At 61.2% G+C, this 24,288-nt stretch carries 18 protein-coding genes and 6 pseudogenes; 13 read left to right on the top strand and 11 right to left on the bottom strand.

The window, feature by feature from the left end:
* Positions 1 to 158 precede the first annotated feature (158 nt).
* The 5 genes and pseudogenes from OKW44_RS01805 to OKW44_RS01785 all read left to right on the top strand — a co-directional run bounded on the left by OKW44_RS01805 (position 159) and on the right by OKW44_RS01785 (position 2,363).
* Entirely contained in the window at positions 159 to 437 is a 279-nt protein-coding gene (locus OKW44_RS01805) for an HU family DNA-binding protein (RefSeq protein ID WP_018420685.1), read from the top strand.
* A 161-nt stretch (positions 438 to 598) separates the two neighbouring features.
* Positions 599 to 769 carry a hypothetical protein gene (locus OKW44_RS01800; RefSeq protein ID WP_018420686.1) on the top strand — a complete coding sequence of 57 codons (171 nt, stop codon included), beginning with the start codon at positions 599 to 601 and terminating at the stop codon, positions 767 to 769.
* 183 nt (positions 770 to 952) lie between these two features.
* Positions 953 to 1,393 (top strand): annotated as a pseudogene (locus OKW44_RS01795) (SET domain-containing protein).
* 98 nt (positions 1,394 to 1,491) lie between these two features.
* Positions 1,492 to 1,737 (top strand): annotated as a pseudogene (locus OKW44_RS01790) (ATP-binding protein); the annotation flags it as partial.
* Positions 1,738 to 1,952: 215 nt separating this feature from the next.
* The gene (locus OKW44_RS01785) at positions 1,953 to 2,363 is read left to right on the top strand and encodes a response regulator transcription factor (RefSeq protein WP_051103787.1); all 411 of its coding nucleotides are present in this window, start codon (positions 1,953 to 1,955) and stop codon (positions 2,361 to 2,363) included.
* Between the two features lie 82 nt (positions 2,364 to 2,445).
* Here the strand turns inward: OKW44_RS01785 and OKW44_RS01780 are convergent, their stop codons facing one another.
* The 3 genes from OKW44_RS01780 to OKW44_RS01770 form a co-directional block, all read right to left on the bottom strand.
* A complete protein-coding gene (locus OKW44_RS01780; RefSeq protein ID WP_018420691.1) occupies positions 2,446 to 3,096 on the bottom strand; it encodes a response regulator transcription factor in 651 nt (216 codons plus the stop codon).
* A 316-nt stretch (positions 3,097 to 3,412) separates the two neighbouring features.
* Positions 3,413 to 3,778 carry an ATP-binding protein gene (locus OKW44_RS01775; protein ID WP_343219822.1) on the bottom strand — a complete coding sequence of 122 codons (366 nt, stop codon included), beginning with the start codon at positions 3,776 to 3,778 and terminating at the stop codon, positions 3,413 to 3,415.
* 45 nt (positions 3,779 to 3,823) lie between these two features.
* On the bottom strand, positions 3,824 to 4,243 hold the full coding sequence (locus OKW44_RS01770) for a hypothetical protein (protein WP_239499108.1): 420 nt from the start codon (positions 4,241 to 4,243) through the stop codon (positions 3,824 to 3,826).
* Between the two features lie 273 nt (positions 4,244 to 4,516).
* Between OKW44_RS01770 and OKW44_RS01765 the strand changes: the two genes are divergently transcribed.
* Positions 4,517 to 4,762 (top strand): hypothetical protein, encoded by a 246-nt coding sequence (locus tag OKW44_RS01765; RefSeq protein WP_162633965.1) that lies wholly within the window; start codon positions 4,517 to 4,519, stop codon positions 4,760 to 4,762.
* Positions 4,763 to 4,925: 163 nt separating this feature from the next.
* Here the strand turns inward: OKW44_RS01765 and OKW44_RS01760 are convergent, their stop codons facing one another.
* The 3 genes from OKW44_RS01760 to OKW44_RS01750 form a co-directional block, all read right to left on the bottom strand.
* Positions 4,926 to 5,267, bottom strand: a complete 342-nt coding sequence (locus OKW44_RS01760) for a hypothetical protein (RefSeq protein WP_162633966.1) — start codon at positions 5,265 to 5,267, stop codon at positions 4,926 to 4,928.
* Positions 5,268 to 5,556: 289 nt separating this feature from the next.
* Positions 5,557 to 6,570, bottom strand: coding sequence for an IS110 family RNA-guided transposase (locus tag OKW44_RS01755; RefSeq protein ID WP_018420430.1), 1,014 nt, complete (start codon positions 6,568 to 6,570; stop codon positions 5,557 to 5,559).
* A 149-nt stretch (positions 6,571 to 6,719) separates the two neighbouring features.
* A complete protein-coding gene (locus tag OKW44_RS01750; protein ID WP_429409347.1) occupies positions 6,720 to 7,043 on the bottom strand; it encodes a DDE-type integrase/transposase/recombinase in 324 nt (107 codons plus the stop codon).
* An 83-nt stretch (positions 7,044 to 7,126) separates the two neighbouring features.
* Here OKW44_RS01750 and OKW44_RS01745 point away from each other — a divergent pair.
* Positions 7,127 to 7,328, top strand: a pseudogene (locus OKW44_RS01745) (IS256 family transposase); the annotation flags it as partial.
* 4 nt (positions 7,329 to 7,332) lie between these two features.
* On the opposite strand, the gene OKW44_RS01740 reads toward OKW44_RS01745, so the two are convergent.
* Positions 7,333 to 7,611: a hypothetical protein gene (locus OKW44_RS01740; protein ID WP_429409447.1), complete on the bottom strand. Its 279-nt coding sequence runs from the start codon at positions 7,609 to 7,611 to the stop codon at positions 7,333 to 7,335.
* A gap of 648 nt (positions 7,612 to 8,259) precedes the next feature.
* Here OKW44_RS01740 and OKW44_RS01735 point away from each other — a divergent pair.
* Together OKW44_RS01735 and OKW44_RS01730 are read left to right on the top strand one after the other, a co-directional pair.
* A complete protein-coding gene (locus OKW44_RS01735) occupies positions 8,260 to 8,409 on the top strand; it encodes a hypothetical protein (protein WP_162633939.1) in 150 nt (49 codons plus the stop codon).
* Between the two features lie 188 nt (positions 8,410 to 8,597).
* The gene (locus OKW44_RS01730) at positions 8,598 to 9,926 is read left to right on the top strand and encodes a polyhydroxyalkanoate depolymerase (protein ID WP_018420694.1); all 1,329 of its coding nucleotides are present in this window, start codon (positions 8,598 to 8,600) and stop codon (positions 9,924 to 9,926) included.
* Positions 9,927 to 10,496: 570 nt separating this feature from the next.
* Here OKW44_RS01730 and OKW44_RS01725 read toward each other — a convergent pair.
* Complete coding sequence (locus OKW44_RS01725; protein ID WP_084754081.1) at positions 10,497 to 10,841, bottom strand: DUF3331 domain-containing protein; 345 nt, start codon at positions 10,839 to 10,841, stop codon at positions 10,497 to 10,499.
* A gap of 294 nt (positions 10,842 to 11,135) precedes the next feature.
* On the opposite strand from OKW44_RS01725, the pseudogene OKW44_RS01720 reads away from it, so the two are divergent.
* A pseudogene (locus OKW44_RS01720) lies at positions 11,136 to 11,961 on the top strand (IS30 family transposase); the annotation flags it as partial.
* A gap of 132 nt (positions 11,962 to 12,093) precedes the next feature.
* Here the strand turns inward: OKW44_RS01720 and OKW44_RS01715 are convergent.
* A complete protein-coding gene (locus tag OKW44_RS01715; protein ID WP_018420696.1) occupies positions 12,094 to 12,459 on the bottom strand; it encodes a response regulator in 366 nt (121 codons plus the stop codon).
* Positions 12,460 to 14,709: 2,250 nt separating this feature from the next.
* Positions 14,710 to 14,811, bottom strand: a pseudogene (locus tag OKW44_RS01710) (IS6 family transposase); the annotation flags it as partial.
* A 138-nt stretch (positions 14,812 to 14,949) separates the two neighbouring features.
* Here OKW44_RS01710 and OKW44_RS01705 point away from each other — a divergent pair.
* Positions 14,950 to 16,086 (top strand): IS110 family RNA-guided transposase, encoded by a 1,137-nt coding sequence (locus tag OKW44_RS01705; protein WP_018420699.1) that lies wholly within the window; start codon positions 14,950 to 14,952, stop codon positions 16,084 to 16,086.
* Between the two features lie 391 nt (positions 16,087 to 16,477).
* Complete coding sequence (locus OKW44_RS01700) at positions 16,478 to 17,185, top strand: IS6 family transposase (RefSeq protein ID WP_429409432.1); 708 nt, start codon at positions 16,478 to 16,480, stop codon at positions 17,183 to 17,185.
* Between the two features lie 49 nt (positions 17,186 to 17,234).
* Here OKW44_RS01700 and OKW44_RS01695 read toward each other — a convergent pair.
* A pseudogene (locus OKW44_RS01695) lies at positions 17,235 to 17,544 on the bottom strand (site-specific integrase); the annotation flags it as partial.
* A gap of 650 nt (positions 17,545 to 18,194) precedes the next feature.
* On the opposite strand from OKW44_RS01695, the gene OKW44_RS01690 reads away from it, so the two are divergent.
* Positions 18,195 to 24,077, top strand: a complete 5,883-nt coding sequence (locus OKW44_RS01690) for an ATP-binding sensor histidine kinase (RefSeq protein WP_429409345.1) — start codon at positions 18,195 to 18,197, stop codon at positions 24,075 to 24,077.
* Positions 24,078 to 24,288: the final 211 nt, after the last annotated feature.

The following is a 24,288-nucleotide window of genomic DNA, read 5'->3' as shown; positions in this document are numbered from 1 at the left end:
CTGCGGCGCCTGCCGCCGGCGCGGGAAGCATCGCGCTTCGACGTCACGCGGCGATGGGCGTGGCGCGGCGGACCGGATCCAGTTACCAGCGGCGATTGCGCAAACGCGCGCCGATGCGGTAGGGTGGCGCGATCAACAACCACAACGAGGAATGACTCATGAACAAGCAGGAACTGGTCGACGCCGTCGCTGCAGCGACGGGTGACAGCAAGACGGCAACGGCGGAAATGATCGACGCCTTCATCGGCACCGTGACGGCGGCGATCACGGAAGGTGAGACCGTGCAATTGATCGGTTTCGGTTCGTTTTCGACAGGCGCGCGCGCCGCGCGCGTGGGCCGCAATCCGGCAACCGGCGCCGAAATCCAGATCGCCGCCGCGAAAACCGTGAAGTTCACGGCCGGCAAGGCGTTCAAGGATGCGGTGAACGGCGCCTGACAGCAGGATCACGTTGCCTGTGTCGCCGGAGGCGGCAATGCCAGAGGGCTTGCCGTCTGCACAAAGGCTGTTGTTGCTACCGGCGACTATCGTTGAGACGCGCAACGCGCGGCCAGCCGCCTGGATCGGTCGCCGTCGACCTGGTAGCATGAGCGGCGAAAATGCCGTGGCGCACCGGGGCGCTGCTGCGCTACCAGGCGCGCATCGTGCGGGTTGTCGCCGAAGCGCGGATTCAGCGCGCCATGATCGAATCGCTCGACACCACAGGCTGGACCTTCGTCAGCACCGTCAAATGGGACAGCCTGCGCGAGCTTGGCGTGCAGCTATTCTGATTTCAGACGTCTCTGCTGCAAAGTCTGACCTCGTCTTTCAACTTCCTGCTCGGTTGAACCTGAACGCTCCAGTTTCTACGCGAAGACCAAGGTCGCGGGCCTGACGATGATTCACACATCACATCGCAGTGGATGCGGAAATTTACCGCTTTATACTTGCGCGGATATCAATAGGGAAACGGTATGCGGCGCGTGATTGTCCGGCAGTCTTCAGTTCATGGCAGGGGTGTTTTCGCGATGCGCGCCCTCGCGGCAGGCGAGCGCGTGCTCGAGTACAAGGGCGAAATTACACGCTGGCGCGAGGCCGTGCGTCGTCACCGGCGGGAAGGCGTCTCTGGACATACGTTCCTCTTTGGGCTGTCCGATGGACGCGTGATTGACGGCAGCCGTGGCGGCACTAGCGCGCGATGGCTGAACCATGCGTGTGCCCCCAACTGCGAGACCATCGAAGACGGCAGTCGCATCTTCATCCAGACGCTGCGGCCGATCGACGTCGGCGAAGTACTGTTTATTTAATATCTGCTGGCGACTGACGATCCGCTCGATGAAGAGGTTCGCGCACAGTACGCGTGCCGGTGCGCCGCATTGGATTGTCGTCAGTCGATGCTGGCGGACGCGGGGTGAACAGGGTGTCGAAGGTAGTCAGTAAACAGCGAGGTTCTGGAAAGCGGCCACGCAACGAAGCCGTAGAACGCAATAATTCTGTCAACCCGAAATTGCGATTCCAGCCGGGTCTCGATCGGGATCGCATCATGGCGCTGGCAGAACTCGACTTCATCGAACGACGTCAGGCCGTGCATTTCCTCGGTCCGCCCGGAACCGGCAAATCACACCTGTGCATAGCGCTTGGCGTTGAGGCCGTTCGTGCCGGTAAGAGTGTCTACTTCGGTACGCTTGCCGAGATCGTCGCGTCGATGATGAAGGCCGAGCGCGAAGGTAACCTCGCACAGCGCGTGCGCTTCCTTGCATGGCGGCAGATTTGCCACGAGAGGCGTACTCAAGGTTCCTTGGACGGCGTTCGTTCGATGAAATCTTGGGCGATGGCGCGCCCGGCAGGTCTCGATGCGGGCACGACGCACTGCGTCTCATCGTTCCGGAGGGATAGTCAGACATACGTCGGTATGATGGACAAGTCGACGCTCCAGGGTCTAGATTGAATAAGCAATCATTGGCAAGCGACCTTATGTCCTCCCGAAGCCCCTCGCAACGACAGCCGCGGGCTTCCGTTTCCGGGATCGTCTGGATTGTCGACGACGACGAATCATCCCGCCTGGCGCTCGAAAGCCTGGTGCAATCGCTCGGCTATTCGACCGAAACTTATTCGCTGCCTTCGGACTATCTGGCGGCGCGGGCGTCGCACCTTCGCACCGAAAACGGAGTCCTGCTTTCCGACGTCCGCATGCCCGGCATGTCAGGACTGGAATTGCTTGACCGTCTTGTCGCACTGGGCGCCGCGCCGCCGACGATCTTCGTGAGCGCGTTTCCCAGCGACGCGCTGCGAGTGCAGGTGCAGTCCAGCACAGCCATCACTCTGCTCGACAAGCCCGTGGATGCGGCGCTCCTGAAGCGAGCACTCGGCAACGTCGGGATTTAGGCAGGGGCGCTCAAAACAGCGTTTTGCGGACCTCTTTCCGTCAATGGCGGCTGGCGCGTGCCTAAGGGCGCGGCTTTCTTTGTTACCGCCCAATTTCGAGTGCGGCGGCCTTGAAAACGAGATCCGGGAGTGAGCGCGCGTCCATTTTCTTCATCAACTGGCCGCGATGGATTTTCACCGTGACTTCGCTCAGGTTGAGTTGCGCGGCGATCTGCTTGTTGAGCATTCCGCTGACCACCAGCGCCAGGATCTCGCGTTCGCGCGGCGTCAGCGAGGCGTACGCGGCGCGTACAGCCGCGAGGCTGTGTTCCTTTTCGATGCGTTGCGAGTCTTTCGAAATTGCCTCGGAAATCGCGTCGAGCATATCCTGGTCACGAAACGGCTTCGGGAAAAAATGGAATGCACCAGCTCTCATCGCTCGCACCGACATTTCCATGTCGCCGTGCCCCGTCATGAAGAGAACCGGCATTTGCAGTCCCTCGCGTGCCATCGCCTGCTGGAACGCCAGCCCGCTTTCGCCTTTGAGCCTGACATCGAGGATGAGACAGCTTGGGCCGGCGGGTTTGCGAAACGTCACGAATTCCTGCACCGAACAGAACGTCTCGACGGAATACCCGACCGACTCCAGTAGGTCGCACAGCGCGAGGCGGATGGACTCTTCGTCGTCGACGACAAAGACTGTCGAGCCGCGGATTCCACCCGTGGACGACGGTACATGCCGATCGGTAGCCATAAACGAGTCCTCAACACGCCACAATGCGGCGGACTGATGAGACATTTTCGCCGCTTGACAGAGACGCGTCCCCGCCGTTTTGCGCCGATAAGACGCGTTCCGAGTATGACACGGTAAGACGAGAGTAGGGTAGATCTCCGAATGTAGGTTTGCCGCCGCCCAAGCGGCCCGCTACCCTTTGCATCTACGTCTGCAATGCGTCGCACAAAGCGGCTAGAACATGAACCGCGGCATGGGGCGAGCGATACACCCTCTTTTCGGCGCTTACTATGCCGTCGATGCCAGAGGCGTGCTGCAGATTTACCTCTACGCGCCTTCAAACGCAGTCACCCCGGCCCCGCTCGCCGCGGGGGGCAGCACAAAGCAGGAGATACCGGAAAACAACTGCTGTTGGCCGCTGCATGCCGGCAGCACAAACGCCGCCGCAAATCGCCCCTGCTGCCGCGGGCTTTAAACCTGCGGTCTTAGGCGCGCTGAGCTGCTGCACGCGGACAATCATGCCGTTCGACAGGGATGACGAAGCGAAACACCGCACTGGCAGGCTTTCGGCGCCTGTGTCGATGCGCCCGCCATGAGTCTCGGCAATGGACCTGCAGATGGCAGGGCTCGTGCCTATGCCTCCCGCTTTCGTCGTATAAAACGATTCAAAAAGGTGTTCCAGCTCTCCGTCGCGCAGCCCCACGCCCGTATATTGGCAGGGAACATGGTCGGATATGTCATGACCTTCCTACGCCGTTTCCAGACAGACAACAGTCGCAAAACTCCACCGTCCACCTGAGCCCCAATCCGTCCAAGTTAAGAAATGGAGATCTTTCAGCAAGGCTTTTGCGTCATGGATTTGTGGGGTTTCGAGCGGGGTTTCCGTTGCTTTGAGATTCCCTGGTCGATGACGGAAGGTATGGCGTGCGATGAGGGCCAGGGCGTCCGCCAGCGAGGTCGCCGCGGCGATGCCGAGCAACAGGTATGGCAGTAGAGGCTTGAGCACGGAATGCACGTAAGCGCGGTTAATGCATCGGTCGGGCGGCAATTCATGGCAGGCGTGGGCCGTCAGGGTGGTCAAGGCCTGCAAGTTGTCGCACAGCACCTTGGCGGCGAGATCTTGTACCACCGCGTGTTGCGACAGCCCCGAAACATGCTCGAGGTTCAAGCGGTGCTTGAGGCGCTTGAACGCTTCTTCTATTCGCCAGCGCTGAATAACGTCTGAAGCCGGAAGAACCCATCGCGCCAACCGAACGGGCGATGCGTGTCCAGAACTGGAACCGCTCGCCCGGTAGAAACTACGGTCAGGCGTTGCAGATCAGTGAAAGGCCGGCAACGCAATTCCGTATGTCGGCGCATGAGGTAATCCGCCTCGTTTTCCCAGAGGAGCCAATCATGACCTCCTCACACGCAAACGTCCCCCCGAAGCTCCAGCGCATGTTTGTCCACCGCCGAGGACCTGCGTCGCTACCAGCATCTGGTCGATCACGGCACCTCGCCTCTATCACTGAATGCCGCAATCGCGCGACCGAAATTCCTTTTCGAAGTCGCGCTCGACCGCCCCGAACGGATGGTCAGTAAGGATGCACCCGGTGCGCCTGCCCGCACGCTGCCCGTCATGCTCAGCCCCGATGAAGTTGCGCTGTGCGCTCGGCCACGCGCTGGTCCAACTCTGCGGTGGGGCTGAACCACTTGGGCGCAAGTTGAACAACCGTCTACGCGAGCGCCTGCCGCACGGCGGAACGCTATTTAGGGGCTATTTTTTGGGGCTGCCGAAAGAGACTCGGTGTGGCCGGGCATGCAGTGGTTCACCACAGCGAGCCTCTCAGGATAGCTAACTACGAGCGATGTCATGCGGCAATCGTCAAGACCCGATCGGACAAATCAAATTCAATTGCGATTGATTTAAGGCGACGCTCCCAATCCCATACGCCAAACACGTCATGCAAAGTTTGCAGAGGGGTAAGCAGCGATACGGTGCGACTATCGTCGATAGCGATTCGCGAATGGAGCAGCGCTTCCTTCAGAGCAGTGACGCGGGATCTGGGATAGTGCGGTGGTATAGTCACCCATTGAAAGGCCGTTGGAAAGCGGTACAGCACTACCCGCAAGGCGCGGCCTTGCGTTGTTGCAAAGCGGTCGCTGGCCCCGTGCGAAGCGAAACGTCGCGGCGCACCCGGTATTTCGTTCATCTGGTTGCGGAACTGATCCGCACCAGTCACCCATCGGGTTCAAGGCGAGTGCCGGTGTTCTGGCCTTCGCCCCTGGCTCACGTGGAGCCCCAGAAAACCGTCGGTACCAGGCCAATGTCCAAGGGGTGAGACAACAATGTGGTTACCCGTGTGGGTACCAGGCTTGCTCGGGCTCATGGTCTGGGCGTCTCAGTCGTTACGCTGCATCGGGAATGGCCGGGGGTGTGTCCCAATCAACTTGCTGGTTTGATGCCAACAATGCCGCCGGGCTCGTCACCCCCCGCCAAGGTCAGCCGAAACATCGGTTGAGGTCAAAGGGTTTGCCCTCCCTCATCATGTAATAAGCGGCACGCGCGAGCTTGTGTGCGAGTGCCTTCATAGCCACGACGGGCAGGCGCTTTGACTTTTTGCGGTCATAGAAACGTCTGGCCTGTGGACAGCAGCGCAACGCTCCAGCGGCGGCCTCGACGAATGCCCAGGCAAGGTAACGGTTGCCATTGCGTGCATTGCCTTCGCCCTTTTTCTTGCCGTTGGAGATGCGCTTGCTGTCCACGCAGCGGCAATAGGAGCTGAAATGGCCAACGCTGGCGAAGCGTGCGATGGTGCCGGTTTCGAGCATGATGGTGGCCGCAAGGATGTTGCCGATTCCCGGTGCACTCTTGAGGATGTCGAACTGTGGGCGCAGCTTGACTTCCTTGTGGAGAATGGTCTCAAGCGCCTGAATCTCTGTGCACAGCGTATGGAGCACGGCAAGGTTAGCCATCAGCGCGCGCTCGACGTGCGGCGGCAACGCGAGTGCTCGCACCGCTGCGTCGTCGAGACGTTGCACGTGTTCTCCATTGATGCGTAGATTGAGCTGCCTGGCGAGCAGGCTTTCGATACTCAGGATGTTCAGGGTGCGTTGCTGGACAAGCTGCATGCGCTTGCGCGCCAGGTCGCGTAACGCGCGTTCGTGAGACGGATAAATGTAGCCTTCGGGCAGCAATCCAAGCCGAAAAATGTGGGCAAGGAATACGGCGTCGTGTTCGTCACCTGAGTACTTCAGGCCCTCGTACTGCTTGATCGCTGCAGTATTGGCCAGATGTACGGCAAAACCGTCGGCCATCAGTCCGTCGACAAGCCAGTACCAGTTGAACGTTGATTCCACGATCACTCCCTGCAGTTCATCCCGATAGGGCTCCAGCGCGGCCACTATGAGTTGTAGATCATTGGCAAGCCGCTTGCAGTACAGCACCCGGTCCCGGTCGTCAATCACGGCGACTACGGCGTTGTTCGAGTGCAGATCGATGCCGCTATACTTCATTTCAGCCTCCTGAAAGGGTCGGTTGAGGGCTGCATCTCAACTCTAGACCCTGGCCGCCCCCTTTTCTTGGGCGGCCAGGAGGCCTTTCAATGATTATCAACTTGTTGAAGGGCGCGCTTGTGACAGCGCTTAACATACGGATCACTAATTTATGCGGCAATGCGATCCAGCATCAGATTTTCCGTTACGGTTTCCCACGCCTTGAACGCCTGCTTGCGGGCCTGCCGTTTCTGTTGCGCGTTCGCGTTGTAGCGGCAGTGCATGAACAGGTTGCTCACCTGAGCATGGACCGACGTGAATCGTTGTAGATGGCGCGCCGACTTGAAGCGGCGCATCACCTTCTCGCGCACGCGTGTGGGCTGGTGCGAATTCTCCGCCCGGTTGTTCAGTCCTTTGTGCTGCCGATGCCCCACGTTCAGGCCCAGTTCGTTGTTCGCCGCCGCGTAGCTGCGCAGCTTGTCCGTGACGATCACGCGTGGGCAGCCGTGGCGCCTGGGACCTATCCGTCATTTCGTGGGCGAGGCATATCATGAGGTAAAAGATCATGGATATGCCGATGAAGAAGAAACGCACCGTGGCTTTCTCAGGCAGCGGCCCGAGGGCCGCTGCCTGCCCTGCCGGAAGGTTTGCTTGACGAGCTGGTCAAGGGACCGATGACACCCACCGAGGTTCAGGACCTGATGCTGGCTTTCAACAAGGCCGTCATCGAGCGCGCCATGGGCGCGGAGATGAACATGCATCTGGGCTACCCGCCGGGTCACCTCATCCAAGTGCTAGGTGCCACTTGTCGCCGCGACCCGGCGCTGTCGAACGGATACGCATCGCGATCGCAAGACCGAACTTCGTCGGCCAGCACCGCACCGCTTCGTACGTAAGCTCGATTCCCCGTGCCGCCAGCAGCTCCTCGACCATGCGCAGGCTGAGCGGGAACCGGTAGTACAGCCACACCGCGTAACTGATGATTTCCGGCGGAAATCGATAGCCCTTGAACGAAATCGGCGCCTCGGCCGACGGCAAAACGGAGACGGAAGCTTTCTTCATGCCCCATTATATTTGTCGACCCCGGCCTCAACTTGACAATACCCTTGGCGCTCATAGCGCTGAAGTACTTCGCCGCCGCTCCATTCATCGACCTTACGAATGGCTGTCTCATACCTGCGTATGACTGGCTTACTGTGACGGCTCCCGCTACATTGCCGGCAAGACTCGAACCCTCGCTACCTGGACGCCTCGCTGCATCCAAAGGTATGAGCGCGTTATGCCCATGGAGGGCTGCGGCGACCGTTCGTACAATGGTTTTCTTTTGGTTGTCCGTCTACCTTGATTCCATGGAATTCGCGATTTTCATTTGAGTGGCAGCCATGTTAGACGTTCCGCGTGGCTGGGCTTATATCCGTAGCAGCGCGTACGACGAGTACACGTTCGTCCCCTGTCTGGATAAGAACTGTATCGCCGGACTGTTGACCTTAGCTTGGCCGCATCTGTATCCAGTGAGGGTCACGATGAGCAGGAACGCAAGAGATCTGGTCCAGCTGGCGTCGAGACGATCCGATGTCGACGGTAGCGGCCAGCGTCTTCTAGGCGGTACATAAAACGAACGCTGATCAAAACGCTCGACCGCCTATCGTCTGGCCGACTGGACGAAGGGCGCCAAGGCCCCGTTGATCGGGGATGCCACAGGAGATTGTCATGTTCATCTATTCGATCCGTTATCGCGATGTCTGCGGCCGGTGGTCGGTTGCCTTCGCACAGGCTGCTTCACAGTCCGACGCTGAAGCGATTGCAACCTGCCGTTATGGCGCGTTCCATTCCGTCAGCCATGCGCGATTGGTTCCTTGAACAACGTAGCCTGGTAGCCCGAACGGCCAAATTGGACCGGAGCAGCAAGTTTAGCCCATCGCGTCGCGTACGCAGCGAATGGCTGCTCGCGAGCCCCCGGGCTCGGCGTCGCATGCGGCTACCTCATCCGTTCCAATACACACAACAAGGAATTCCTCGCGTCTTACCCAGCTTATCCTTAGGGAAACATGCTCTATCAATTGCACGAATTCCAGCGGGCACTTCTGAGCCCACTCACCGCCTGGGCCCAGGCGGCATCGAAATCGTTCGCGAATCCCGCCAGTCCATTGGCTTACGTGCCGGGCGCCACGCGTCTGTCGGCCGGTTACGAGCTGCTGTACCGGCTCGGCAAGGACTACGAAAAACCGGAGTTCAACCTGCATCAGATCGTCAAGGACGGGCACAATATCCCGATCGTCGAACAGACGATCATCGAAAAACCGTTTTGCCGTCTGATGCGCTTCAAGCGTTTCGCCGACGACAGCGACGCCGTTACTCAATTGAAAGATGAACCGGTCGTGCTGGTATGCGCACCGTTGTCGGGACACCACGCCACGCTGCTGCGCGATACCGTGCGCACGTTGCTGCAAGACCACAAGGTCTACATCACCGACTGGCTCGACGCGCGCATGGTGCCGCTCGAAGACGGTCCGTTCCATCTCGACGACTACGTCGCGTACATCCAGGAGTTCATCCGCCACATCGGCTCGCAGAACCTGCACGTGATCTCGGTCTGCCAGCCGACGGTGCCGGTGCTCGCCGCGATTTCGCTGATGGCGAGCCGCGGCGAAGACACGCCGCGCACGATGACGATGATGGGCGGTCCGATCGACGCGCGCAAGAGCCCTACTTCGGTGAACTCGCTCGCCACCCAGCACTCGTACGAGTGGTTCGATAACAACGTGATCTTCACGGTGCCCCCGAACTATCCGGGCGTGGGCCGGAAGGTCTATCCGGGCTTCCTGCAGCACACCGGTTTTGTCGCGATGAATCCGGAACGTCACGCGGCTTCGCACTGGGACTTCTACCAGAGCCTGCTGCGCGGCGACGAAGACGACGCGCAAGCGCATCGCCGTTTCTACGACGAGTACAACGCGGTGCTCGACATGGACGCGAACTATTACCTCGACACGATCCGCGTGGTGTTCCAGGAGTTTCGTCTTGCAGAAGGCACGTGGGACGTCGCCGGCGAGCGCGTGCGGCCACAGGATATCGAGAAGACGGCGCTCTTCACGATCGAAGGCGAACTCGACGACGTTTCCGGCAGCGGCCAGACACGCGCCGCTCATGAGCTGTGCACCGGCATCCCCGAGAAAAACCGGCGGCATTTCACCGCCGAAAAGTGCGGCCACTACGGGATCTTCTCCGGCCGCCGCTGGCGCACCATCATCTATCCGCAACTGCGCGAGTTCATCGTAGAACACGATCCGGCGCCAAGAAGTGTCTGCAAAGAAGATCGGCGCGAAGAAATCGACGGTAACGAAAGTAATACGAGCTATTCCTGCGCGACCGTCTGACGGTCGCGCCAGTTGCCAGGCGGCGTTCGGCTGTGGTCGGTGGCCGTCCGGAAAGGGGCTGCCCTTTATTGTCCAATGTTGAAGAGCAGAACCTGCCCGAAAGCGCCAGTTGGTCCATGGTTCCGCGAAACAGTCATTCAGTGGGGATCCGAAGCATGACGCGACCGGCCGGTATGGCCGTGAAGCAACGTTCAACATCGTGAATTGAATGGCCGCCACCTGAACCAGCCAGCCAGTCCATAAGCGGTGCGTTACCGCGACTCAAGGGCGTCGTGTCGCACTTGCGCAATCTCGCCCGGATGTTGGCCGCGGTATGCATCGAAGAGCTGTGAGCATAGCTGGGCGAGCGAATCAAGGTCTACGGCCTGGTCTGCGTGGTCGACCTCGCCTGCGCTGAGTATGTCGTCGAGAACCGGGGCGAGACGGCGTAGTCGCACGAACGTGGCGGCCTCAAGTTTCATATTGAACCTCCTGTGGCCAGGCGGTGGAGAGCACCCTGAGACCGCCTGTGTTCTGGGGATGCTTTAGCTGAGTGAGCCCGAGTCCAACATACATCAACTCCAGCGCGTGTCAGGCGCCTGTGCGGGCTTGGACCAGCTCGCTGGCGAGAATCATTGCGTCTCTGTTAAGTGGTATGACTCGTCCGCGGACTCGTGGACGGTAGACCGAGTCGCCCAGATTGATATGCTTGCCGGATAGGGCGCAACACCCTGACGCGCGAGCGAGACAGGCCGACCAGACCTGCTCTTCGTAGTTGCAAAGCGTCGCGTCACGCCAGCGCAGCACGAAGAGAGAATTGGACAGTTCCTCAACGACGGTCACAGTGAAGGGTCGCACGTCGCCGCCCGTCTGCCGGGGACGGAACGGCTCGCCCGTGGAGCGGGGACGGACGGACAGGGCCGGAGTAGTTCGCATCGGGTCTGGCGGGGAAGAAAATCGATGGATGGCTGCGAGCGTCGATGCCTAGGGGTCCATGCCATTCGGCGAAGAAGTGCCGCAAGCGGACGTTGACTGGGCGAGCCGGCCCGGCCGGTGCGGCGACGGATAATGGGCTGAAGGCAGCGCGGGGACAATAGACGTACGATTGGAGCCACTCTCTGACAGGATGTCAGAGTCCGTACTCGGTTCAGCGTTCAACATCGTGTTCCTCCCTTTAGCACAGCGGCCTCAAATCTGAAGTGCAACACCTATCTCGTATAAGGTGTTGCGATGCACGAAAGAACTCAGTACCAGCAACTTCAACCTGAAGAGCGTCTGACCATTGCAAGCCTGCATCTGCAGGGTTCGAGTATCCGGGCCATGGCCCGGATACTCGGGCGCTCGCCGGCCACCGTTAGCCGGGAACTGACGCGAAACAGCTCTCCCGCTGGCTACGCGTCCGTGTCGGCTGAAGCACTCAGTGCCGCACGCCGCAGCGCGGGTCGCCATCCCACAAAGCTTTGCCTGCAAAGCGTCTGCTGGCGTATCGTTCTCACCCTGCTCGAGTGGAAATGGTCACCCCAGCTCATTGCGTGCTTGCGCCATGGCCACAGCACGCGCATGCCGCGTACACGGGGCACAGACCGGCGCGGACAGATTCCTGACATGGTCAGTATTCATGTGCGGCCGCCCGAAATCGAAGACCGACTGCTGCCTGGGCACTGGGAAGGCGACTTCATCAAGGGTGCCGGCAACCAGTCCTCGGTAGGCGTGCTGGTCGAACGGACCAGCCGGCTGGTGCTGCTTGCCAAGATGGAAGACGCCACCGCCGCTTCAGCGCTGGCGGGCTTCTCCGCCAAACTCAATTCGATTGTCGCGCCATTACGGCAGAGCTTCACCTACGACCAGGGCAAAGAAATGTCGCGCCATAAAGGGCTCACCGCCGCAACCGGCGTGAAGGTGTACTTCTGCGACCCCCACAGTCCCTGGCAACGCGGCACTTGCGAAAACACCAATGGGCTACTGCGCCAGTATCTGCCCAAAAGCACAGACCTTTTCGGTCTACAGTCAGGACGAACTTGACGCTATCGCCGACAGTCTGAACAGCCGACCTCGCGCGACTCCCGCTGTTGCGCTTCACTCTTGAAACCGCCCACTGTTTCCAGCGGCTGCCCTTTCTTCGAAAATGCGGTACTCCTTGATGGAGGCAGGAATGGCTTTTTTATTGGCGGCATATCGAAGTGACCAGTCAAGGCGATTGGGCGTTACTGTGACTGTGCAGTCGAAGCAGTTCGAGCAGGCGCGAGGGTGCGACTGGCTTTCTCAGAAACGCCGACACCTGCAGGTGGGCCGGTGGTGTCGCCACCGCTGAGTTCAGAAGGACAGGAATGGTTGCGAAGTCCGGCTCGGCCGCGAGCGCGCCTATGAGCGCGGGTCCGTCCATGACCGGCATCATGAAATCGGAAACCACGATGTCAGGGCGCCTTCGGCGTGCTGCCTGCAGTGCCTCATCTCCGTTCAACGCAGTCATTACCTCGTAACCTTCTCCGCAAATCAACGTTTCAAGCGCCTGAAGCAGGCTCATGTCGTCATCGACCAGTAACACCGTCACCATGACCCGCCCCCGAAGCGGTGGTCTTTCACTTCGTCTGTTTGCCGGCAACAGCTATTCCGCTGCTCCCACGCGTTGAAAGCAGTCCATTGGACGGGAGCGTTCTCGCGGCAGCTGACGCCGCCAACAGCAAAGTCTGTGCTTCCGTCTTCATCCGGTGCGCATGTTTGCCCGGTGGGTGCAGCCTGACTCGCGCGTATTACCGCGACAAGCGATGGCCGACATTCCGACGCTGACTTTCCGCCTGCGAGCATTTTCGGTTCAAACGCCCCTCGCAGAAACTCTGGGACCGCGTCGCTTAGCGCCTGCGACAGACGGTCGAGCGTCTGTTCTCTTCCGTCGTCGAGAGCGGCTGCCCACAGCGCCGCGAGTTCTTCCGTCAGTGCGGTGGCAATGGGCGCGAGCTGTGTTTTGAGGTCTTCGCGTAGAGTCGGAATTCCCGATGGGGTAATGCTCCTCAATGCAGACTTGCGCTTTGCGGCCATTGGTGACTCCCCAAGGTCTTTCGGTAGCGTGCATCCGTGCAATGCGTCAGTGCGGGGAGCCGTTGAAATGCAACGACCTGCACAACAGAGCTTCGCAGCCCGTGGCTAGAGGTCGAATAATCCCTGACCTGCGGCTACTGGATGCATATTGCGGAGAGGTCGACGGTACGGCGATAGATGTTCCTGCCACGCCACGCCACGGCACGAACGTGTACTCCGCATACGCGTTACTGCCGATATATATCCAGTTATGCAGAACAGCCGACACGACGAATCCTTGAAGACGTTAAAAAAGCGAACGGGTCGGGCCACCCCAAAGGGGATGTTGTGGTTGGGCCGAACCGTGAGCTTTGCGCTGTCGTAACGGAAACGCTGTCTCGATGAGAGAAGAGTAGGTTTTGCCGAATGGCAAATCTACTATGCGGTCGGATATGTCGATACCGCGTTAGCGTTACGTGGTTATACGGGCGTATAACTTCGCTTAGGAGATTAACGGGCGGTGCCGAACCGTGCATAGTCCAGTCCCGCCTTGACCCTGAAGGCGATGTTATCGCCGCGGTTAACGACTCGGGGTCTGGTATTCGTGAGGAAAAGCTTCCGCGACCTTCGAACCGTTCTGTACGACATGCATTTCCGGCAGGGTGATGAGTCTGCGATTTCCAGTTCTATTCATGCAGCCCATGGTGGGCAAATCTGGGCCACCAGTTGTTCCTACGGCGGCGCAACATTCTCATTCAGCCTCTCGGCAGCCCTGACACAGGAGGTGAATACCCAGGCGGCATGTAAGCGCTCCGCGCGGGTTGCGTCTACAAGGAAGCAGTGTTGACTGCCATGCCGGTCTCGACCGCGATATCCCGGAGGCTGTTGCACTGGCGACGCAGAATCTCGATTTCCATGTACTCCTCGTAGCTGATCACGGGCCGCCCAAAAGGAGCAACCCTACAACGAGGCGTATCAATTCCTAACTGCGTTGCTGTATCAATTCACAACTGCGCGCGACATCCACCATACGCCCCGCTGATGTGATTGTGGGTGGATTTGCCCCTATACCTTCGGTCATCGCCTAGACACCAAGGTTGATGAATGGAGCGGTGCCCGAACTGTCATTGGTCGATTGCATTGCAGCGCACGCTCGAACTTCCTCGCGCCGAGCTGTCGGAACTACATGCCTGCGAAGCCAGAGGCAGTCGTGGTGCCGGGATGACCATCGTCAGCCGTGGCGGCGCCACCTCAGCCAACGACTCGATCGCCAGCGCGTCCTGCGCGCACGCATCGGCGCCGTTCGGCTCGTAGCTGTCTGGGCAGCCCGGATTGTTGTCCGCGCGCACAGGCGGGCCGCGCGACTCAGAACACAATGAAGCACAAGCGACCTCCCTGTATCAAGCTGTACAGTGCGAATCTTGGCGTGCAAGAAAAACAACCCGATCGATGCGATGCTCGTCACCGGTTCCTGTCGTCCTCCGGGCAATTGAATGCGGACACGGCTCAGATTCACTGTCCCCCGATACACGATCCCGCCTAGCCACGATACGAACGTGCATAACGTTCTCCGACCGAAGAAACTGATGACCAAAGAAGACGCTGCCGTTGCGGAGGTGTACCGCGAACGCACCGACCATGGAACCAACGTAAACGTGCAAGACAAAAAAGACCATTCTACGAATGGCACGCATTGCTCCTGCTTAGGAATGGCTGTCCCATACCTAGGTATGACGGCTCTGGTGCAAATAGACGGTCTGGACGAGATTTCTGTAGAACGGAGACCTCATCAAGCAGACAGCACGGCCTTCCAAACTGCGGGCGCAGCGGTATCTTTGAGGTCGAGCTTCGCGAGGCTGAATTGGCCTTTGCGAATACGATGTACCAATTCGGGCTCCGGTGCAAATAGCGCGCGTGCGAATCGGTTAAGGTGTCGGACTGAACAAATTGAGAGATGCTATGTGGGACTACCCGAGCCAGACCCGTTTAGCTAAAACGGAATTTCCAACCCTGCGCAAAGGAGACGGAAATGTCGACGACCCAAATAGTCCCACAAGGCAAGAATACGACGATCCAAGGCCAGCTCTACATGAGCTTCGAACTCGGCGACAAGTCGTGGAAGTTGACGGCCAGCGATGGCCGGCGCGGCCCGAGCCGTTTCAGCGTGCACGCCGGCGACACGGCTGCGGTACTCGACTGCGTGCGCCGCGCCAAGGAGCGCTACCAGCTCGAACCGCAGGCCCCGGTGCATTCGTGCTATGAGGCCGGCCGCGATGGCTGGTGGCTGCATCGCTGGTTGAGCGGGCAAGGCATTGGCAACCTCGTGGTCGACCCGGCGAGCATCGAAGTGAACCGACGCGCCAGGCGGGCCAAGACCGACCGGCTCGACGGCGACAAGCTGCTGGTGATGCTCAGGCGCCACCACGCCGGTGAGCGCGTCTGGTCGGCGGTGCACGAGCCCACGCCCGAACAGGAAGACGCGCGCCGCACGCATCGTGAACTGGCCCGGCTGACCCAGGAGCGTACCGCCCACACGAATCGCATCCGCTCCCTGCTGGTGCTGCACAACCTGCGTGTGCCGGTCATCGTCGGCGGGCGCGACTGGGCGGCGTGGTGGGAGCGCCATCGCGAGCAGGTGCCGCCGGTGTTGCGCGGCGAGATCGAGCGCGAGAGCGCCCGGCTGGCGCTGGTCAGGCAGCAGTTCAAGGTGCTGGAAGCGGCGCGGCGCAAGGAACTGGCTGAGGGCAAGCATCCACTGGTGGCGCAACTGGCACGGCTGCGCGCGATCGGACACAAGGGCGCCTGGGTACTGGTCAAGGAAGTGTTTGGCTGGCGACGTTTCGCCAACCGGCGCGAGCTGGCCGGCAGCCTGGGGCTCACGCCGACACCCTACGACAGTGGCGGCAGTCAGATCGAGCAAGGCATCAGCAAGGCGGGCAACAAGCGAGCGCGCACGATGCTGGTCGAACTCGCCTGGCGCTGGCTGCAACTGCAGCCCGACAGCCTCATGACCCAGTGGTTCAACCGACGCTTTGCCGGCGGCGGCAAGCGGATGCGGCGCGTGGGTATTGTGGCGCTAGCACGGCGCCTGGCCATCGCACTGTGGCGCTACCTCGAGCACGGTGAGATCCCGGCCGGAGCCTCGCTCAAGCCTGCGGCTGCCTGAAATTCCGGGCAGCACGGGTTACGCATGCAACGCCTTGGCATGCAACACGTCATCATGATCCAAGGTCGACGCGCCCGGAACGTCGGCGGGTCACGGCACCCCGTGACCGTCCCGCAGAGATGGGGCGCGTCCATAACCGGGGTTCGCCAGCGCGCCTTGCGCGCATGCTGCATGAGGTGCAGGGTGTTGGCGCCCTGCACGGATAGAAGTTCGTTCGGGCACTGGCTCGAACGCTCATCACACCCCCGACCTCGGACCAGGATGGCATAGCCATGTCACGCCAAGGCTTCCCGCGCTCAGCAACCTACAGGCGCCGCCATGAGATCCAAGCCCTTCACCTAATCAAAACGGCTTGACAAACAAGTCCCCATAGAAGCCGACGATGAGCAAACTGAAGAGCCTGGACGAACTGTTCGCAGGCCGTCACTTTGACCGTGAAGTGATCATTCTGTGTGTTCGCTGGTATTTGCGCTACAAGCTTAGCCTGCGCGATCTGGTCGAAATGATGGCGGAACGAGGTCTCTCGCTGGCGCACACGACGATCCTGCGCTGGGTGCGGCGCTATGCGCCGGAGTTCGTTAAACGGTGGAACCGCTTTGGCAGGCCCACTGGCCAGTCGTGGCGCGTCGACGAGACTTACCTCAAGCTGCGCGGCAAGTGGGTCTATCTTTATCGGGCGGTGGATCGGGCAGGCCAGACGGTAGACTTCATGCTCAGCGCCAGGCGCGACGTGAAGGCGGCAAAAGCCTTTTTCAAAAAGGCAATCAAGCATCAGGGGCTGCCACCGAAGACCATCACGCTCGATGGTTATGCGGCCTCGCATCGCGCTGCGCGCGAAATGCAGGTCGATGGCTTGCTGCCTGAGGACACGAAGGTCCGATCCTCGAAATATCTCAATAATCTGGTCGAGCAGGACCACCGCAATATCAAGTCCCGGACGAAAGTCATGCTCGGTTTCAAACGTTTCAGGAACGCAGCGATCACTCTCTCAGGTATCGAATTGGTACATCGTATTCGCAAAGGCCAATTCAGCCTCGCGAAGCTCGACCTCAAAGATACCGCTGCGCCCGCAGTTTGGAAGGCCGTGCTGTCTGCTTGATGAGGTCTCCGTTCTACAGAAATCTCGTCTAGACCGTCTATTTGCACCAGAGCCGGCACGCGCACCGGCTGCATCCTCGCCATCAGTTGGGGCTGGTTGAGCGTGATCTCGAAGAAGAACTTCAGTCCGGTGATGGCGGCATTCAGCGACACGGGCGAGATGCCGTGGTCGACCAGATGCAGCTGGTAGCGCCGCAGGTCCTCGACCGTGGCGGTGTCGGGCCGGCGCCCGAGAAAAGCGGCGAACTGACGGACCACGCGGACATAACCGGCTTGCGTCTTCGGTGCGAGCTTGCGCATGCGCATGTCGTCGATCAGGCGCTGGCGCAGCGGACTGATATCCTGGCTGGTGTGAGTCATGGCTCTGCTCCTGTTGAGGAACGAGGCGGATTGCCTCGTACCCAACATGGAAACAGAGCCGGTTTCCTCTCACCTGCCACCCGAGCTCAATCGGAGCCCCATTACCGCGCGAGCGGTTTCGTCCTGCGAGGCGCAACGGTCATCCGTGCCTCCACGGCCGCCGGTACGCTCACTGCCTTTGCCTACGGTCGCGGATCGCAAAGATCGTGCCTCACGGCTTTGTCCGGTGGCGTTTGCGAGCCGGAAAATTGTCGAGAGATGGGCCACGCTGACGGCACCCGCATGAAGTCTGATGGAGGGGCGGAGGGTCACGAACCAGGAGCGCCTCTGCAGCGAACCTCCGCGGCACGGTTCGGGCCAGCCTTGGCCACGGCGCCGAAGCCGCGTCGGTGGTGCGCCAGGCCCGACCCGTTCGATGGCACAGCCCGAGTAACGTGCAGGTCCTCACCGCGGCCCTCGACCCAATCCCGATGGCGCCGCGGTCGCCGAAGTGTATCCTGACGAGACGCTTGCGGCTGTAGAACGTTGCAGCCCATAGCGATGCCGTCGCGCGCGCACCCGGCCCATTTAGGCGGACGGATGTTAACGTCCTCTTAACTCAATAACAGGCGGCAGTCTGACGGCAGAGTGCGACAGATAAACGTGTACGTATGGGTTCGGGCGCGATGGGTAACAGCTTTCAAATCTTATGGAACGATGGCGAGCGCGTCTTCTGTCGAGGGCGGCGCCCGGGCGATGGCGGCGGCGACGACAACGTCCTGATTGCGCGGCCCGCCGCCGAACATCCCCCACTCGGCATCCTCGAACGCCTCGCGCACGAATTCGGATTGAAGGACGAACTCGATGGCGGGTGGGCGGTGCGGCCACTGGAGCTGGTGCACGAAGGCGGCCGGACCCTGCTGGTGCTCGAGGATCCGGGCGGCGAGCCGCTCGCGCGGCTGCTCGGCGCGCCCATGGAGGTGGGACGTTTTTTACGCATCGCCGTCGGCATCGCCGCGGCGCTGGGCAAGCTCCACCAGCGCGGCCTCGTCCATAAGGACCTCAAGCCCGCCCATATCCTCGTGAACTGCGCGGACGGACAGGCTCGGCTCACCGGCTTCGGCATAGCATCGCGCCTGCCGCGCGAGCGACAGGCGCCCGAGCCGCCCGAGACCATCGCCGGCACGCTCGCCTACATGGCGCCCGAGCAGACCGGCCGGATGAACCGCTCGATCGATACCCGCAGTGATCTCTATGCGTTTGGCGTCACGCTCTATCAGATGCTCACCGGCGCGCTGCCGTTTTCCGCGTCTGACCCGATGGAATGGGTGCACTGCCATATCGCCAGAAAGCCGGTGCCGCCCAGCGAGCGGTTGGAGACCCTCCCTGCTCCGCTCTCTCGGATCGCCCTGAAGCTGCTCGCCAAGACCGCCGAGGAGCGCTACCAGACCGCCGACGGCGTCGAGCGCGACCTGCGGCGCTGCCTGACCGAATGGGAGCATCGGCACCGCATCGATGATTTCCCGCTGGGCGAACACGACACGCCCGACCGGCTGCTGATCCCCGAGAAGTTGTATGGGCGAGCGCGCGAGGTCGATACCCTCGTTGCCGCGTTCGATCGGGTCGTCACCTACGGTGCGCCCGAACTGGTGCTGGTCTCCGGCTATTCCGGGATCGGCAAGTCCTCGGTCGTCAATGAGCTGCAAAAGGTGCTGGTGCCGCCGCGCGGGCTCTTCGCCTCCGGCAAGTTCGACCAGTATAAGCGCGACATTCCCTATGCGACGCTGGTGCAGGCGTTTCAAAGCCTGGTGCGGCCGCTTCTGGGCAAGAGCGATACCGAGCTGGCGAGCTGGCGCGACGCGTTGCTGGGGGCGCTGGAGCCCAATGCACGGCTCATCACCGACCTCGTCCCCGAACTGAAGCTCATCATCGGGGACCCGCCACCGGTCCAGGAACTCGAGCCGCGGCAAGCGCAAAGCCGTTTCCAGCTCGTGTTCCGCCACTTCATCCGCGTCTTTGCCCGGCAGGACCATCCCCTGGCGCTCTTCCTCGACGATCTGCAATGGCTTGATGCGGCGACGCTTGACCTACTCGCGGACCTGCTGACCCGCTCGGATCTGCAACACCTCATGTTGATCGGCGCCTATCGCGACAACGAGATCGATGCCGCTCATCCGCTGATGCGCAAGCTCGGTGCGATCCGCCAAGCCGGAGCGCACATGCAGGAGATTCACCTCGCGCCGCTCGGTCGTGACGACGTCGGGCAGTTGATCGCCGATGCGCTCCGCTGCGAAGCCTCGGGTCCGGCGCCGCTGGCGCAGCTGGTGCACGAAAAGGCCGCCGGCAATCCATTCTTCGTGATTCAGTTTTTGCAAGCGCTCGCCGAAGAGGGCTTGCTCCGCTTCGATCATAAGGCGGCGCGCTGGTTGTGGGATCTCGATCGCATTGACGACAAGGGCTACACCGACAATGTCGTGGACCTCATGGTGGGCAAGCTGACCCGCTTGCCGGTCGAGACGCTGAATGCTTTGCAACAGTTCGCCGGATTCGGCAACATCGCCGAGCTGGCGATGCTGTCGATCGTTCTCCAGACACCGGACGAGCACGTTCATGCGGCGCTGTGGCCAGCGGTCCGTCAGGAACTGGTGATGCACCTCGACGGCTCCTACAAATTTGTGCACGACCGGGTGCAGGAGGCCGCCTATTCGTTGCTCCCGGGTGCCTCGCGCGCGGCAGTCCATCTCCGGATCGGCAGGCTGCTGCTCGCGGCTCAAACGTCTCCCGACAAACGAGAGGAGGCGATCTTCGACATCGTCAACCAGCTCAACCGCGGCGTCGCTCTGATTACCGAGCAACAGGAACGGGACCAACTCGCCGAACTCAATCTGATCGCCGGCACGCGAGCCAAGAAGTCCACCGCATACGCCTCGGCACTCGCCTATCTCAATGTCGGCGCGGCACTGTTGGCGGAGGACAGCTGGGAGCGCCAGCATGAGCTGATCTTTGCGCTGAAGCTGCACGGGGCCGAATGCGAGTTCCTCACCGGCGCCCTGGCGGCCGCAGAGCAGCGATTGAATGCGCTTTCGCCCCGCACCGCAAATACGCGTGAACGAGCCACGGTCGCGTGCTTGCGCGCCGATTTGTACACGAACCTCGGTCAGAGCGACCGCGCGGTATCAGTCGGGCTCGAGTACCTTCGACATCTGGGCGTCGACTGGTCGCCGCATCCGACGGAAGAGGAAGTGCAACGCGAATACGACCGGATCTGGTCCCAGCTCGGAGGCCGCAGAATCGAAGAGATCTTTGATCTGCCTTTGATGAGCGATACGACATCCCTTGCGACGCTGGACGTTTTGACGAAGATTCTGCCGCCTGCATTTTTTACGGATGAGAACCTTGTTTCCTTGGTCGTCTGTAGGGCCATCAATCTCAGCCTCGAGCGGGGCAACAGCGATGGCTCATGCCTCGCCTATGTAGTGCTCGGCCCGGTCGCCGGTGCGCGCTTTGGCGACTATCAAGCCGCATTTCGGTTTGGCCGACTCGGCTATGAGTTGGTCGAACAACGTGGATTGAAGCGCTTTCAGGCGAGGACCTATATGAACTTTGGCGCGGTCTGCCTGCCCTGGGTGAGACATGTCCGCGCTGGCCGCGATCTGGTGCGTCGTGCGTTCGAAGTCGCAAACGAGATTGGCGATCTCACTTATACGGCGTATGCCAGCTACCACATTGTCACGAACCTGCTCGCGGCGGGCGATCCGCTCGTCGACGTGCAGCGCGAAGCCGAGCATGGCCTGGCGGTTGCGCAGAAACTGCGGTTCGGTCTCGCGGGCGACATCATCGGCACGCAGCTCGGGCTCGTCCGGACGCTCCGCGGCCTGACGCCGACGTTCGGCTCCTTTAATGACGAGCGGTTTGACGAGTTTCGGATTGAGCGCCGTTTCGCAAGCAACCGGGATTTGGCGCGTGCCGAATGTTGGTATTGGATCCGCAAGCTGCAGGCGCGCTTCCTTGCTTGCGACTATGGGGCAGCTATTGAGGCGTCATCGATGGCGCAACGGCTGCTGTGGACATCGCAGTCACTGTTCGAAACGGCCGAATATCACTTTTACGGCGCGCTTTCCCACGCGGCAGCTTGCGACACCGCCGCGGCCGGCCAGCGCCGGCCGCACGTCGCGGCGCTCGCCGCCCATCACCGACAGCTCCAAGTCTGGAAAGAGAATTGCCCGGAGAACTTCGAGAATCGGGCCGCGTTGGTGGGCGCGGAGCTCGCCCGCATCGAAGGCCGCGCGGTCGATGCCGAGCACCTGTATGAGCAGGCGATTCGCTCGGCACGGGAGAACGGCTTTGTCCACAACGAGGCGATCGCCTATGAGCGTGCTTCCGCCTTCTACCGAGCACGCCGATTCGACCAGTTCGCCGAGCTCTACCTGCGCAACGCCCGCTACGGCTACCTTCGCTGGGGCGCCGATGGCAAGGTGCGGCAGCTTGAGGAGTTGTATCCGCATCTGAGGACGGAAGAGCCCGCACCCGGCCCCGCGGGCACGATCGCGACACCGGTCGAGCGCCTCGATCTCGCCACCGTGATCAAGGTGTCGCAGGCCGTCTCGGGTGACATTGTCCTGGAAAAGCTGATCAATACGCTGATGCGCACGGCGATTGAACAGGCCGGCGCCGAACGCGGCCTGTTGATTCTGTCGGACGGCGGCGAACACCGGATAGCAGCGGAAGCGACGAGCGGCGGCGACGCGACCCAGTTGCAGCTGCGCGATGTGCCGGTGAGCGCGGCGATGCTGCCGGAGTCGGTCCTCTACCACGTCCTGCGCACCCGCGAGAGCGTCATTCTCGACGAGGCCGTGGCCGAGCCCCCGTTTGCCACCGATCCTTACATCCGTCAGCAACGTGCCCGTTCGATTCTCTGCCTGCCCCTGATGAATCAGGCCAGGCTGACCGGCGCGCTCTACCTCGAAAACAATCTGACTACCCGCGTGTTCAGCCCGGCCCGGTTCGCCGTGCTGAGGCTGGTGGCCTCGCAGGCGGCGATCGCGCTGGAGAATGCCCGTTTGTACCGCGACCTCGCCGGACGCGAAGCCAAGATCCGGCGCCTCGTCGACGCCAATATCATCGGGATCATCGTCCGGAATCACGATGGTGACATTCTCGAGGCTAATGACGCGTTTCTTCGGATGGTAGGCTACGACCGTGAGGACCTTGTTGCAGGCCGCATAAGGTGGACGGACCTGACGCCGCCGGAATGGCGTCAGGGCGACGAACGAGTCCTGCGAGAGATCAGGGAGACGGGGCGCGCGCAGCCCTTCGAAAAGGAGTACATCAGGAAGGACGGCAGCCGTGTGCCCGTCATGATCGGTACGGCCGCGTTTGAAGCAAGTCGGAAGGAAGGTGTCGCGTTCGTGCTCGATCTGACCGAGCGCAAGCGGGCGGAAGAGGCGCTGCGGCAGAGCGAGGAGCAATGGAAGGCCGTCTTCGAGAACAACCCGACCATGTTCTTCATGGTGGATGCGGCCGGCATCATCCTGTCCGTGAACCTCCTTGGTGCCGAGCAGCTTGGCTACACGGCCGACGAATTGACCGGTTCTCCCGTGCAGAACCTGTTTCTCGAGGCGGACCGGGAGGCCGTCCAGAGGAATACCGCCCTTTGTCTCGAACAACCCGGCCGACCGATGAGCTGGGAACTGCGCAAGGTCCGCAAGGATGGCGCGGTGCTCTGGGTTCGCGAGACGGCCAGAACGATGTTGATCAAGAAGCGACCGGTCGTATTGATCGTGTGCGAGGACATCACCGAGGCCAGGCGCGCAGCGGAGGCTTTGCGTGAGGTGCAGATCGAGCTGGCACACGCGAACCGCGTGGCCACCATGGGCCAGCTCGCGGCCTCGATCGCCCATGAGGTCAACCAGCCGATCGCCGCGACGGTTACTAACGCCCAGGCGGCGCTGCGCTGGCTGAGCGCGCAGCCTCTTGACGCGGATAAGGTCCGGCAGGCGCTCGGCCGTATCGTGAAAGACGCCAATCGTGCGGAGGACGTAATCGGCCGGATTCGTGAGCTGATCAGGAAGGCGCCACCACGGAAGGAACGGATGGACCTCAACGAGGCGATCCGCGAGGTGATCGAGCTCACGCGTGGCGAAGCAACGAAGCGCGGCGCCTCGGTGCAGACGCAACTCGCGGGGGGCTTGCCGCATATCGAAGGCGACCGGGTGCAACTGCAACAAGTCCTCCTCAATCTGGTCATCAACGCGATCGAGGCGATGAGCGGCGTCAGCGATGGCGCACGAGAAATAATAGTCACCACCGGGACAGCCGACGCTGGCTGCGTGCTCGTGGCGGTGCTCGATTCGGGGCCGGGCTTTGCCGCGGACAGCGCCGAACACGTTTTCGCCCCGTTCTACACCACGAAGTCCGCCGGATTGGGGATGGGACTGTCAATCTGCCGTTCGATCATCGAAGCACACGGCGGCCGATTGTGGGCGAGCGCGAACGTGCCGCGCGGCGCTGTCTTTCAGTTCACCGTGCCGGTTTATCCAGAACTTTTATCGTGATTGCACGCAGCACGAGCACTTTTCTGGCGGTTGCGGTCCGCGAGCCGGCTGAGCCGGCGAGGCGGCAGCTATGGTCGATCGGCCAGCGTCCGCTGTCTGGCTCGAAGCCGACGTTGCAATGTCCGCCGCGGCGCGCCTACGAGTGTCTCAAGATGGCCGACCTCTGCCGACGGCAATCGGCAGCGGCCGACGCAGAGCGGCCACACATCGA

It is taken from the genome of Paraburkholderia lebeckiae (assembly GCF_050436325.1).
Lineage (GTDB): Bacteria > Pseudomonadota > Gammaproteobacteria > Burkholderiales > Burkholderiaceae > Paraburkholderia > Paraburkholderia tuberum.
The sequence above is the reverse complement of the archived record's forward strand: the minus strand, read 5'-3'. Positions and strand labels throughout refer to the sequence as shown.